We start from the raw sequence: 12571 nt of genomic DNA on the forward strand, positions 1-12571 counted from the left end.
GATCGCACAGCGCTCCTCCGCCCCACAGAGTGCCGAAAAAGCGGCGGGGACCGCATCGACGGCAAGGATAGCGAGCCACGAGAGGGGCCCTTCCCGGGCCCCTCTCGTTTTAGGAGACCTGCCCCTCCGCCCGGGTCACAGCCCCAGTCCCAGCCCGTAGATACGGTCGGCGTTGCCGGACAGCACCGCTTCCCAGTGCTTTTCCGGGAGGAGGCGCTGGAGGAAGGCGATGTATTCCCCCAAGTTGACGATGGGCCAGTCCGTGCCGAACATGAGATCGTCCCAGCGCTGGATGGCCGTCAGCCAGGTGCGCAGCTGGGAGACGTAGCCCGCCTGCTCTTCGAAGTAGCGGTCCAGGTCCACCCGCCCCTCCAGCAGGCCGGAGAGGTCCGCGGCCACGTTGGGGTTCTTCTCCACCACCGCGGCGGCAGACTCCAGGAACGGGTTCCCGAAGTGGCACATGACGAAGCGGGTCCCGGGATGGTCCGCCGCCGTCTCGTCCAGCACCAGGGGGTGGGCGTATCGCAGATGCGCGCCGGAGGAGGCGGTGAGGCCCATGTGGACCGCCACCGGCTTGTCGTACCGGGCGGCCAGGCGGTAGATCGGCTCGTAGAGCGGGTCGGACAGCCGGATGCGGACGTAGCCCGGATAGAGCTTGACGCCGCAGCAGCTCTCCCGCTTCAAGTTCTCCTCCACCCGTTCCACGTAGTCCGGATCGAGCCCCCCGTCCGTCAGGGAGCTGTCCAGGCCGACGCAGTAGTGGAACAGGTCCTCCGGATACTGGTGGCAGGCGGGATCCAGGCTGCGGTTGCCCATGACGACGCCATGGACGATGCCCAGCTCGCCGTAGGCCCGGCGGAGGTGGTCCGTGCTGTTGTGGTGGCCCACCTGCCGGGCCATCTCTTCCGTACCGGCGTCCTGAGGGAAGAGGTGCAGATGGGCGTCGACGATCTTCATAGTGCGGCCCTCCTTCAAAAACGGAGCCCCCCGATCGAAGTCGATCTCGAGGCTCCGTCCTATAGACTATGTGGTGATGGGCCTCTTCGTGATCTTCTCGATGGTCTCCAGCAGCACGTTGAGGTCCATGGGCTTGGGGAGGTGGACGTCGATGCCGCTCTCCAGGGACCGGCGGCGGTCGCTGATGCCCACGTTGGCGGACAGCGCGATGATGGGGATCCTGGCCAGCACCGGGTCCGGGAGCGCCCGGACGGCGGCGGAGACCTGCCAGCCGTCCATCACGGGCATCTGCAGGTCGATGATGAGCAGATCGTAATCGCCGGGGGACGCGCCCTGCATGCGCTCCAGCGCCTCCTTGCCGTCCACCACCGGGTCCACCTGGAAGCCCATCCGCTCCAGGAGCTCCGTCTCGATCTCCCGGTTGATCTCGTTGTCCTCCGCCAGGAGGATCCGCAGGCTGAGGGCGGCGGACGAGGCCGCCCGGCCGGACTCCTCGGCCAGGGGCTGGACCCGGAAGGGCAGGGTGACGGTGAAGGTGCTGCCCTGGTCCACTTTGGACTCGACCGAGATGCTGCCGTCCAGCATGTCGACGATGTTCTTGGCGATGGCCAGTCCCAGGCCGATGCCCCGCACGCCGCTGAGGGTGGAGGCCTCCGCCCGGCTGAAAGGATCGAAGGCGCTCTCCAGGAACTCCTCCTCGATGCCCACGCCGGTGTCCCGGACCTGCAGCTGGAAGACCGCGTGGCTGTTCGGCAGGGACTCCTTCTCCGTCAGCGTGACGGAGACCTCCCCGCCGGAGTTGGTGTAGGTGATGGCGTTGTTGGTGAGGTTGAGGATCAGCTGGCGCAGGCGCCTGCGGTCGCTGTAGATCCCCCGGTGGCGCACCTGGCTGCAGTCGAGGGAGAAGCGGATGGATTTCTCTTTGGCCTGGGGGCGCAGGAAGCCGCAGACCTCCTGGATCGTTTTGACGAGGTCGCACTCCTCCTGGGCCACGCCGGCGGCGGAGGAGAGGTTGGAGATGTCCAGGGCCTGGGTGACCATGTCCAGGAGCTGGCGGCTGGCGATCTCCACCTGATCGAGGTATTCCACAGCGGAGGCGGGATCGTCCTTGAGGCAGGTCTTGGCCAGCGTCGTGAAGCCGAAGATGGCGTTCAGCGGCGTCCGCATCTCGTGGGAGATGTGGGAGAGGAAGGCGTTCTTCGCCTTGACGGCCTGGTCCGCCCGCTCCAGCGCCTCCGCCAGGGCGCGTTTTTGCTCCAGCTGCCGCTGGGTCTTCTCGTCGTCGGGGTCGCCGATGAAGACGTAGAAGATGTCCCCCACCGGCTCCCGGTGGACGAAGTGGCCGTAATCCTCCACCCAGCGGATGGAGCCGTCTTTACAGCGGATGCGGTATTCCACGTAGTCCAGGTCGTACTGGTTCTCGGCGATCTGCTTGCGGATGGACGCCTCCACCCCGTCCAGATCGTCGGGATGGACCAGGCCCTTGAAGGAGCCCCCGGTGAGTTCCCGGAACTCCCGCAGGGTATCGCACTGGAAGATGCGCAGGACGCCCTGGTTGGCGTAGATGATGCGTTCGTCCCCGTCGGCGTGGTAGATGAAGAAGCCGCCGGGGATCTCGTCCATGAAGCGGATGCTCTCGAAAGCGGCCCGGATATCCTGCTGCTCTTCCGGAGAAGCCTGCTGGAACAGGGGGCTGTCCTCCGAGAACTGGTCGAGATCGGTTTGATGCTCCTCCAGCAGCTGGAGCAGGTATAAGATCCGTTCGATGAATTGATACTTGTGGATCGGGTCCGTCATGAGAGTGCCCTCTTTCCAACCGTCAAGAATGTTCATGCCCCTATTCTATCTCACGAAGGCCGATCTGTCAACTTGGAATCGGCGCGGATCGGCGGGAATTGGGGGCTGCCGGGGAGCCGGCCTTATCTTTCCCGGCGATCGGCCGATATATCTTTTATAAAGATGTGTGAGCGCGGGACGGCGGTCCGGCGGTCTCAAGGAAGGGGGCTCCCAGGATGGGCGAGCTGACGGTCCGCAGAGGGAGAGGCGTGGCGGCGCCTTCGTACCAGGCGGCGGAGAGGACAGAGAAGACGGCGGGCGCGGCCCGGAGCCGTCCGGCGGCGAAGGCGCCGGGCTTCACCGTCTCGGAGACCCTGCGGGAGCTGATGGGCAGGGTGGGCCGGGCGGAGGGCCGGACCCGGGAGAGCCACCGGACGCTCCAGGTGGGCGAGGCCGTGCTGGCGGAGGTGCGGGACATCCTGGACCGCATCGGGGAGCTGGCCGATCGGGCCGCTTCCGGCGGGGACCGGGCCGCGCTCCAGGCGGAGCTGGATCGTCTGCGGTCGGAGGTCGACCGCATGACCGGCGGCGCGGAGGCCGGCGGCGTGCGGCTGTTCCTGGACGGGGAGATGGACATCACGGCGGCGGAGGAGACGGACGCCGCCGCGGGAGCGGAGGGAGAGGAGAGCGCGCAGGCGCTCCCCGGCTGGCTCCTGGAGGCCCTCTCCCGGGACGGGTCCAGCCCGGAGCGGCTGCTGTCCATGCTGGGCCTGGACCGGCGCGCCAGCGGGGCGGAGCTGCTGGCCGCCGTCATGGGGCGCGCCCTGGAGGGCGACGCGGCGGCGGGCGCCCTGGCCGCGTTGTACCTGGGCGCGGTGATCGGCGGCGGCGCGCCCCCCGAGGCGGCGGATCTGCAGGCGGCCCTGGAGGGGCTGCGGAGGCTTTTGGAGGAGGTGGACGGGGGGATGCCGCCGGATCGGGCGGTGGAGCTGCTGACGGACGGCGCGTTCACCAGCCTGGCGGAGCTGGAGGCCCAGTTCACCAGCGGCACGGCGCCGGGGCTCCAGGACTTTTTGACGGGGCTGCTGCTGGGCGGCGGGGATCCGGCGCTGCCGCCGGACGCCTCCATGCTGACCCTCCTGGCGGGGATGGAGGGGATGGACCTGGAGCTGCTGATGGGGTTGCTGGCCGCCGTCCAGAGCTCCGGGACCGTCCCGGAGGCCGGCGCCGGGCCGGGGGAGGCGGCCCCTGGGGGAGCCGCCCCGGAGGCGGCGGGGCCGGACGCCGCGCCGTCCCGGCCCGCCGTCCTGGAGCTGGGGGAGCTGCGGGCGGTCGGACGGGACCTCTCCGGCGTGTCCGTCCGGGAGGACGACGGGGGAGTGACGGTGAGCGGCACGGCGGACGTGGCCCTCCAGGGGACCGGGGAGCGGGCGCTCCTGCTCCGCGGCTCCGGCACGGTGACCCTCCAGGACGCGGAGGGGGCCGCGCTGAGCGTGGAGGCCCCCTTGGCCCATGTGTCCAGCCCCGGGGAGACCGTGCTGGGAGAGCTCCGTCTGCGGCCCGGGGCGTCCCTGGTGCTGAGCGGCGGCGGGCTGGTGCGCCTGGCCTCCCTGCACGCCGGCGGTTCCAGCGTCCTGCACCTGGACGGTGCGGCGGTGACGATGGCGGCGGCGGGAGAGGGGGAGGACCTGGGGACCCTGGCCCTGCCGGTGGTCCTGGACGGCCCCGCGTCCCTGGCGGCGCGGGCGGCGGACGTCCGGGACGCCTCCGGGAAGGCGCTGAGCCCCTTCGACGTGGTCTGGCGGACGCTGCTGCCGGGCTGGGCCGGCGTGGACGCCTTGTCCGTGGCAGGCCGCCAGGCCCGGCTGGCCCTGCCGTATCCGGAGCCGATGCGGCTGTGGCTGGACAGGGGGGACCCCTCCCAGGGCTCGCCGGTCCAGGAGGTGGTCATCCGGGGGAAGGACCGCTTGGGCCGGCCCAGGGTGCGCTACGCCTACCTGCGCTGGGACGAGAGGGCCGGGGGCTTCGAGGAGGTCTCCATGTATCCCGACCCCTTCACCGTCACCGGCGGCGAGGCGGGGCGGGACTGGGTCTATGAGGAGGAGGTCCAGACCCTCCGGATCCTCACCGGCCAGGTCACCGCCATCGCCGGCGGCGCCGGCGTGGACGCGGAGCAAAGGCCCTTCAGCGGCAAGATCGTCCTGGAGGACGGGATCGGCGCGCTGGAGCTGACCCTGAGGGGCGTGGACTGCCGGCCGTCCTCCGGCGGGGCGTTCCGCCTGGGCCGGGGGAACGACGTGACGCTGCTGCTGCGGGGCGGGAGCCGCAACTGCTTCGAGAGCGGCGCGGGCTTCGCGGGGATCTCCCTGGGAGAGGGCTCCTCGTTGTGCATCGACTGCCCGGACGCCCGGGACGGCGGCATCCCGGCCGGGGAGCTCTCCGCCTCCGGCGGGGACGGCGGCGCGGGCATCGGACGGGACAGCGGCGGCGGGCGGGACCAGGCGGGCCGGATCGAGATCCGGGACGGCAGGGTGACCGCCCTGGGGACCGGCGGCGGCGCGGGCATCGGCGCGGGGAGGCGGGGGGCCTTCGGCGCGGTGGTCCTGCTGGGCGGCACGATCGCCGCCACCGGGGGCAAAGGCGGCGGCGCGGGCATCGGCGGCGCGCTGGACGCGCCCGCGGGGGATATCAGCATCCGGGGCGGGACCGTCAGCGCCGCGGCGCTGGGCCACGCCGCCGCCATCGGGGCCGGCGCGCGGGGGGAGTGCGGCGGCATCCTCATCACCGGCACGGCCCGGATCGTGAAGGCCCTGGGCGGCGACCCCGGCGCGGACATCGGCGCCTGCCTCTTCGGCGGCTGCGGGGAGGTCCGCATCTCCGGCGCGGCGGATATCGGACGGGCCCGGCTCTGGACCCGGACGGGGGTCCCCCTGCAGATGGGGGAGGAGACCGTGACGCTGCCGCAGTTCCGCCTCTCCTCCAGGGCCCTGGGGCTGGACCAGATCAGCCTCGCCACCCGGGAGGCCGTCAAGGCCGCGCAGGCTGTCATCGACGCGGACCGCCGCTGGGTGGCCCAGATCCAGACGGCCTACAGCGTGCTGTACGACCGGCTGGAGCGGAGCTCCTGCGCCCTGCGGGGGGTGCAGCGGTATTTCCGGGAGACGGGCCTGGTGCGGGACACTGCGGCGGCGGGCACGCTGCTGGACGGCATGAGGCGCTCCATCCCGCTCTCTTCCGGCGAGGCCGCGCGGGCCCATGGCAAGCGGGGGAAGGAGGACGTGCGGCAGCTGCTGCGCTGACGGCGGCGTTCCGGACGCCGATGCGATGCCGCTGATAAGAGGAGCGGGCCGATGGCCCGCTCCTCCCATCTGTCGAGGGAGCAGAGGGAGCTCCATCGACGGGGAGGGAGGCCATGCGCGGGAGACCCAGGAAGGGCCTCCCGCACCATTTGGATCAAAAAGCTTCCAGGACTTTTTCAAAGTCCTGGAAGCTTATTCCGCCTGTCGAAAAGACCTTTTCGACAGGCGGAGAGGAGCGGGCCATCGGCCCGCTCGGCGGCGGTCAGCCCCGCTTCGTCCCGGCCAGCGCCTCCTCCGGCTCCTCCTGCCCGGCCGCTTCGTCGATGCGGGCTTCCTCCGTCTTGATCTCCCAGTGGATCAGGAAGGTCAGCGCGCCCCGGAGCAGGATGACCGCGCCCAAGGTCAGCAGCTCGCTCTGCTCCCGGACGATGACCGTCCGCAGCACCTCCCCGCCCAGCTTGAACTCCAGGGCCAGGGCGATGCCCTGGGCCAGGTCCAGGCGGACATGGGAGCTGTGCTGGACACAGCCGATCATGCTCTTGACCGCCGTCACCAGCAAGACCGTGACGCCCGCGCATTCCAGCAGCAGCACGCCGTATTGCACCACCAGCTGGAAGACCGATTCGATATGATGGAGCAGAGCCATATGTGATCCTCCTCTATGTATTGGACTCCCTCTGCCGGTCCCGCCCGGCCGCGCCTTCCCGGGGGCTCGTCCTCCTGGAGGGGACGGCCCGCCCATGGGCCGCGGTCCTCCCCGCGGCGTCCGGGGCCTCCTGCGGGATGTCGGCCGGGATCCACGGGAGCGGCAGATCTCATCTTCAAATCATATACGCCGGATGCGGGAAAGTCAAGTTTTTGGCGGCGGCCCCAGCCTCCCGCCGGGCCGCGGCGGCAAAAGCGCCGGGACGCCCCCGGCGGCAGGGGCCGCGCCGGGGGATCTGCCGGCCCCGTCCGGGAGCGGAGGTCCCGCGGGGACCGCGCCGCCGTGGGCGGAGGGGCAGGGCCCGCCGGCCGCCGCGGCCCCTTCGGCACCATGCGGCCGGGGCTACCGGGGAGCCGGCCCGGGAGACGTCCTCCGATCGGAGTACTCGAAGCTGGCGCAGCGGTCCGTGTGCTGGAACAAGAGCTCCTCCCCGCGCCGGAAGCGGTAGCGCACCTCCGCGCAAAGGCTCTCGTGGATCGTGCGCGCCATGCTCCCTTCCTCCGGGGCGCGGAGCGGCAGCCGCCGGTCGTGCAGCAGCTCCGCCTCCAGCCGGTAGGCCCCCTGCCGGATGACCGCGCCGGAGGGGGACCATGCTTCGATCTTGCAGCCCCGGTAGGTCGCCAGGCGGTATGCCCGGCCGCGGTAGGAGACCGCGCAGATGCAGCCGGTGAAACGGCACACGGGGAGGGGGACGGTCGCCGCGGCGAGCATCAGGCTGCCGCCTCCCGGTCCGTCCCAGGCACACTGGGTCCAGAGATAAGCGCTGGGGAACGAACGCCCGCGGTCCGTCTCGATATACCCGGTCCCGTTGGAGAAGTCGATCGGCTCCCCGTTCAGTTCCAGCGTCCCGTCCAGCGCGTGCCCCATGCTGACGATCCCATGAGAGCACTGCATCCCGCCGAACAGGCGGAACGGCCCCATGATGTCGTACCGGAGCGCGGCGAAGGGCCCGTAGCGAAGCGTGCCGTGGAGGGAGAGCCCTTGCTGTTCGATGTGGAGGCTGACGCCTCGGTCACAGAAGCTGGACGGCCCGACCTGGACCTGGAACCGGTCTTGGGAGGCGTGGAACTGTGCGTCCGGGTACTCCAGCCACCATGCCCCGCGGTCCGAGAGGACCTGGAGGGACGCGCTGCGCCGCCCGGCGCGGTCGATGTGGAACGCGGGGATCAGGGCGAGGGCCTGCCCGGCCTTGTTCTGGTGCTTCAGGTACCAGCCTTCGAAGTACGGTCCCGGCCGGTGGGCGCCATGGAAAAAACGCATGATCATGATCCTCCTCAGAGCGACAGCGGCCCTCTGGGAGAGCGGCGGCGGATACAGGCGGGACGGGGATGACGGCGCGGGGAGATGCCCGCCAGAAAGGCGCGGTCATGCGCCGCACGTATCCGCCGGACGGCTGCCGGTATTTTTGAGGGCAGCGATAGTATCCCCAGGATCTGGGCAGTCTATCACACGGACCGGGGATATGGGGGCGCGTGTTTGGGGAGGCGGGGGGCCCGGCCGCTTCGGGACGTCCCCGTCCTGCCCTCCGGAAGGGCGGGGATGCTCCCGCCGCCCGGCTCCCCTGGACGGCAGGATGCCGGGCAGGGGCTGCATAGAGCAGCCTCTGCCCGGCATCTCGGCTCGTCGAAAGAAGAGGAGGCCCGATCCGGCGGGAAGGGAGGGTGTGTGCGGGAGACCCAGGAGGGGTCTCCTGCACCGTTCAGATCATAAGTTTTCAGAACGTTACGAACGTTCTGAAAACTTGCCCAGGCGGTCGAAAAGACGTTTCCGACCGCCTGGGATACCGGGCAGGGGCCGCATAGAGCAGCCTCTGCCCGGCATTTGAGCACACGTATAGAGCGGGGGAGGGCCTCATGGCTGCTTCGATCCCGTGCGGACGAAGAAGCTGCCCAGGAGACAGGGCAGGGAGAACCCGGCGAGGAGCAGATAGAGCCCGCTGATGGGGAGCTCCAGCACCGCCAGGATCAGCGACCCATACACGGACAGCGCCGCCAGCACGGCCCGGAGGGGCCGCGCCGCCCCCAGGATCAGCGACAGGCGCAGGCACTCGCGGACGCTCCGCTCGGTGGTCAGCAGGCTGTAAAAATAGGTGGAGGCCAGCAGGGTCAGCAGGAACACCGTGGAACACAGCATGAAGGGCAGGAACAGCAGGAAGTTCCCCGTGGCCCGGCTGAGGTAGAACCACATGCCGCAGGCCGAGAGGACCAGCGGGACGGCGGTGAGGCCGAAGGCGGCGTTCCCCCGCTTCCAGTGCCGCCGGAGGGCGGTCTTGTAATCGTAGGCGCAGGTCACCGGCTGATCCAGCACCATCTTCCGCACCACGTGGTCCATGGCGAAGACCGCCGCCGGGATGGTCACCACCGGGAGGCAGGTGACGAGGAAGAGCAGGTTCAGCTTCACCAGCGTCACGCACTCGATGGACAGGATCTGCCCAAGGCGGGCGAGTCCGGTCTTCTCCGGCTCGTCCGGGTCCACGCCGGGGCCCGGCGCGGCGTAGTCTTTTCGGAAGAACATGCCCGATCCCCCTCCTGGCTGGTTTAGATCCACCTTATATATAACACAGTCCTCCCCCCGGCGCAATAGCAAAAGCCGGCCCGCGGCCATTTTTCCCTGCAATGGTGCACGGCGTGCCGGAGGGCAGGGGGAGGAGGAGGCCGGAGCGCGCCGGGCCGCGCTGCCCCGGCGTCCCCGCAGCCATCCGGGCCGGCGCACGGGAGCGGACCCCTGTATCCCGGCCGCAGCCGGGATGCAGGGGGTCCCCCGGAGGACCGGGCACGTCCCCGGGGCTTCCCGGAGAGCCCCGGGGACGTATCTATAGCGATCTGCACGAAAACGAGAGGGGCCCTCCCTGGGCCCCTCCCGCAGCGTCCTCCCGCCCCTTCCGCTCACCACGGCCCGCGGCCTTGCCGGGGGCTTTTCAAAGCGTGGAGGGGTTCAGATGGATAGTGATATGTTTGATCTCCAGGAAATGCGCTTCCACGTTGTCGTGGATGCGCTCCGCGATGGCGTGGGCTTCCCGGAGCGGCAGGCTGCCGTCGACCTGGAGCTCCAGCTCGATATACGTCTTGTTCCCGAACATCCTGGAGTGGAGCATATCCACCTGCACCACATCTTCCTGTGCGGCGATATAGGCGGACAGAGCCTCCTCATAATCCTCCCCGCAGGATGTGTCCAGCATTTTCGCGATGGCGTCTTTCAAAACGTCGTAGGAGACCTTTAAGATGAACAGGCAGATCACGACGCTTGCGATGCTGTCCATGACAGGGGATCCGAGCATGGCGCCCAGGATGCCGATCAGCGAGCCGACGGAAGAAAAAGCGTCCGACCTGTGATGCCACGCGTCCGCCATGAACGCCGGGGAGTCCAATACCTTGGCATAGTGCCGGGTGTAGTGATACATGGCCTCTTTCGAGACGATGGAGACGATCGCGGCCACCAGCGCGATCGTGCTGGGGACGGCCAGGTCCTCGTGACTGCCCGCGAAGATCTCCTCGAGCCCCGCCTTGCCGATCCCGATCCCGGTCACCAGGAGGATCACGCCCAGCAGCAGCGAAGCGACGCACTCGAAGCGCTCGTGCCCGTAGGGGTGCTCTTTGTCCGCCGCCTTTTTGGACAAGCGGACGCCGAGGAACGCGATGAACGTTGCGAAGACGTCGGAAAGGGAGTGGACCGCGTCGGATACCATGGCGCCGGAGCGGCCGGCGATCCCGGCGAACAGCTTGAAGGCGGACAGGGCCACGTTCCCCACGATCCCCACCAGGGAGATGCGCCGTATGATGGCGCTCTCGTCGATGCTTGCTTTGGACGGGACGCCTCCGGCCCGGTCCGCTTCGTTGGTCGTCATAAGATGATCCTCCTGTCCTGCCGCGTCGGCGGCAGTGATGATGCTCTTATCGGCACCGGCCTGGGATGGGACGTTCCAAAAATGTGTAAAAAAACACATCTGCGGAACATACAACTGTCCCACAGACGCGTCTTGCGCGGTCTGCTGCCGTCTTTCGGCGGCCCGGCCCCATGACCCCGAGGTCATCGCCTGCTCAGTTTGTACTGTCGATCTCGCATCCCTTACAGAATGTAATGCAGTGCAAAGAGTTGATCGATTATAACGTAGCTTATGCAGTTTGTCAATATGCCGTGACAAAAAAAGGAGCGGATATCCATGCGGGGCCGGCCCGCGGTCATTTTTTCCCTCTTGACAAACGGGGGAAAATCCTGTATCGTATGACCCAGCGATAAGACGAGCAAATGCGATGACAGGGAGAAGATCCTTCCGGGACGCTTCAGAGAGCCGCCGGCCGATGCGAGGCGGCGCCGAAGGGAGGATGTCACTGGCCCTCGAGCAGCTCCGCTGAGGCAGCCCTGCTTAGGCGGAGACGGGTCCCCTCACCGTTACCAGAGAGGCGGGATTCGTCCGGCGCGCCGGACTGATGCCGGGAGCGGGCATGTCCTATGCCAATGAGAGTGGTACCGCGGAAGCCAGGCTTTCGTCTCTTGATGAGGGAGACGGGGGCTTTTTTTGTTGCGCGGGACCGCCCGTTCCGGATGCCTATCACAACGAAGGAGCGTGAACATATGGGAATGACTATGACGCAGAAGATCCTGGCCAAGCACGCGGGGGCGGAGTCCGTCCGGGCCGGGCAGCTCATCCAGGCCAAGCTGGACCTGGTGCTGGGCAACGACATCACCACCCCGGTGGCCATCAACGAGTTCGAGGCGGCGGGCTTCGACCGGGTCTTCGACAAGAGCAAGATCGCCCTGGTGATGGACCACTTCGTCCCCAACAAGGACATCAAGGCCGCCGCCCAGTGCAAGCAGTGCCGCACGTTCGCCCGGCGCTTCGATATCGACCACTATTTCGATGTGGGCGACATGGGCATCGAGCACGCCCTGCTGCCGGAAAAGGGCCTGGTCGCCCCCGGCGAGGCCGTCATCGGCGCGGACTCCCACACCTGCACCTACGGCGCCCTGGGCGCGTTCTCCACCGGCGTGGGCTCCACGGACATGGGCGCCGCCATGGCGGCGGGCCGGACGTGGTTCAAGGTGCCCTCCGCGATCCGGGTGGTGCTGACCGGGCAGCGGAGGCCCTTCGTCTCCGGCAAGGACGTGATCTTGACCCTGATCGGCATGATCGGCGTGGACGGGGCCCGGTATCAGTCCCTGGAGTTCACCGGCCCCGGCGTGGCGGAGCTGAGCATCTACGACCGGCTGACCATCTCCAACATGGCGATCGAGGCCGGCGCGAAGAACGGCATCTTCCCCGTGGACGGCGTCACCAAGGCGTATGTGGAGGGCCGGGTGGACCGCCCCTGGACCGCCTATGAGGCGGACGCGGACGCGGAGTACGAGCGCACCGTGGAGATCGACCTGGGCCGGGTGGACTGCACGGTGGCCTATCCGCACCTGCCCGAGAACGCCCACAGCGCCCGGGAGGGGAGGGACATCAAGATCGACCAGATCGTCATCGGCTCCTGCACGAACGGCCAGCTGGCCGACCTGGAGGCCGCGGCGGCGGTGCTGAAGGGGAAGCACCTGGCGAAGGACGTCCGGGGCATCGTCATCCCCGCCACCATGCACGTCTACCGCCAGTGCATGGAGCGGGGCCTGACCGACGTCTTCCTGGACGCGGGCTGTGTCGTCTCCACGCCCACCTGCGGGCCCTGCCTGGGCGGGTACATGGGCATCCTGGCCGCGGGGGAGCGCTGCGTCTCCACCACCAACCGCAACTTCGTGGGCCGCATGGGCCACGTGGACAGCGAGGTCTATCTGGCCTCCCCCGCCGTGGCCGCCGCGTCGGGCATCGCCGGGCACATCTGCCATCCTGAGGAGGTTTGAA

The 12571-nt window shown here is 68.8% G+C and carries 8 protein-coding genes, 1 riboswitch and 1 other annotated feature; of the genes, 2 read left to right on the forward strand and 6 right to left on the reverse strand.

What is annotated here, in order from left to right; all coding sequences use genetic code 11:
- Nucleotides 1-135 precede the first annotated feature (135 nt).
- Together QZ332_RS08160 and QZ332_RS08165 are read right to left on the reverse strand one after the other, a co-directional pair.
- Nucleotides 136-957, reverse strand: coding sequence for an amidohydrolase family protein (locus tag QZ332_RS08160; RefSeq protein WP_295764339.1), 822 nt, complete (start codon nucleotides 955-957; stop codon nucleotides 136-138).
- A gap of 66 nt (nucleotides 958-1023) precedes the next feature.
- Nucleotides 1024-2754 carry a PAS domain-containing hybrid sensor histidine kinase/response regulator gene (locus tag QZ332_RS08165; protein WP_295764340.1) on the reverse strand — a complete coding sequence of 577 codons (1731 nt, stop codon included), beginning with the start codon at nucleotides 2752-2754 and terminating at the stop codon, nucleotides 1024-1026.
- Nucleotides 2755-2969: 215 nt separating this feature from the next.
- Here QZ332_RS08165 and QZ332_RS08170 point away from each other — a divergent pair, with 215 nt between their 5' ends.
- Nucleotides 2970-6032: a hypothetical protein gene (locus QZ332_RS08170; RefSeq protein ID WP_295764341.1), complete on the forward strand. Its 3063-nt coding sequence runs from the start codon at nucleotides 2970-2972 to the stop codon at nucleotides 6030-6032.
- Nucleotides 6033-6294: 262 nt separating this feature from the next.
- Here the strand turns inward: QZ332_RS08170 and QZ332_RS08175 are convergent, their stop codons facing one another.
- The 4 genes from QZ332_RS08175 to QZ332_RS08190 form a co-directional block, all read right to left on the reverse strand.
- Nucleotides 6295-6678, reverse strand: coding sequence for a DUF1622 domain-containing protein (locus QZ332_RS08175; protein ID WP_295764342.1), 384 nt, complete (start codon nucleotides 6676-6678; stop codon nucleotides 6295-6297).
- Between the two features lie 402 nt (nucleotides 6679-7080).
- Nucleotides 7081-7998, reverse strand: coding sequence for a tocopherol cyclase family protein (locus QZ332_RS08180; protein ID WP_295764343.1), 918 nt, complete (start codon nucleotides 7996-7998; stop codon nucleotides 7081-7083).
- 591 nt (nucleotides 7999-8589) lie between these two features.
- Nucleotides 8590-9252, reverse strand: a complete 663-nt coding sequence (locus tag QZ332_RS08185) for a YesL family protein (RefSeq protein WP_295764344.1) — start codon at nucleotides 9250-9252, stop codon at nucleotides 8590-8592.
- Nucleotides 9253-9655: 403 nt separating this feature from the next.
- Nucleotides 9656-10582 carry a cation diffusion facilitator family transporter gene (locus QZ332_RS08190; RefSeq protein WP_295764345.1) on the reverse strand — a complete coding sequence of 309 codons (927 nt, stop codon included), beginning with the start codon at nucleotides 10580-10582 and terminating at the stop codon, nucleotides 9656-9658.
- A 112-nt stretch (nucleotides 10583-10694) separates the two neighbouring features.
- Nucleotides 10695-10789: riboswitch (NiCo riboswitch) on the reverse strand.
- A 190-nt stretch (nucleotides 10790-10979) separates the two neighbouring features.
- Nucleotides 10980-11233 (forward strand) — a binding site (T-box leader).
- Between the two features lie 77 nt (nucleotides 11234-11310).
- Here QZ332_RS08190 and leuC point away from each other — a divergent pair.
- Nucleotides 11311-12570 carry a 3-isopropylmalate dehydratase large subunit gene (gene leuC, locus QZ332_RS08195; protein ID WP_295764346.1) on the forward strand — a complete coding sequence of 420 codons (1260 nt, stop codon included), beginning with the start codon at nucleotides 11311-11313 and terminating at the stop codon, nucleotides 12568-12570.
- Nucleotide 12571 lies beyond the last annotated feature (1 nt).

Origin of the sequence: uncultured Oscillibacter sp. (assembly GCF_910584465.1) — a bacterium.
Classification (GTDB): Bacteria; Bacillota; Clostridia; order Oscillospirales; family Oscillospiraceae; genus Oscillibacter.

Excerpts from the sequence above, each read along its gene's own strand:
- QZ332_RS08160 (WP_295764339.1), bottom strand. The coding sequence starts at position 957 with ATGAAGATCGTCGACGCCCATCTGCACCTCTTCCCTCAGGACGCCGGT.
- QZ332_RS08165 (WP_295764340.1), bottom strand. The coding sequence starts at position 2,754 with ATGACGGACCCGATCCACAAGTATCAATTCATCGAACGGATCTTATAC.
- QZ332_RS08170 (WP_295764341.1), top strand. The coding sequence starts at position 2,970 with ATGGGCGAGCTGACGGTCCGCAGAGGGAGAGGCGTGGCGGCGCCTTCG.
- QZ332_RS08175 (WP_295764342.1), bottom strand. The coding sequence starts at position 6,678 with ATGGCTCTGCTCCATCATATCGAATCGGTCTTCCAGCTGGTGGTGCAA.
- QZ332_RS08180 (WP_295764343.1), bottom strand. The coding sequence starts at position 7,998 with ATGCGTTTTTTCCATGGCGCCCACCGGCCGGGACCGTACTTCGAAGGC.
- QZ332_RS08185 (WP_295764344.1), bottom strand. The coding sequence starts at position 9,252 with ATGTTCTTCCGAAAAGACTACGCCGCGCCGGGCCCCGGCGTGGACCCG.
- QZ332_RS08190 (WP_295764345.1), bottom strand. The coding sequence starts at position 10,582 with ATGACGACCAACGAAGCGGACCGGGCCGGAGGCGTCCCGTCCAAAGCA.
- leuC (WP_295764346.1), top strand. The coding sequence starts at position 11,311 with ATGGGAATGACTATGACGCAGAAGATCCTGGCCAAGCACGCGGGGGCG.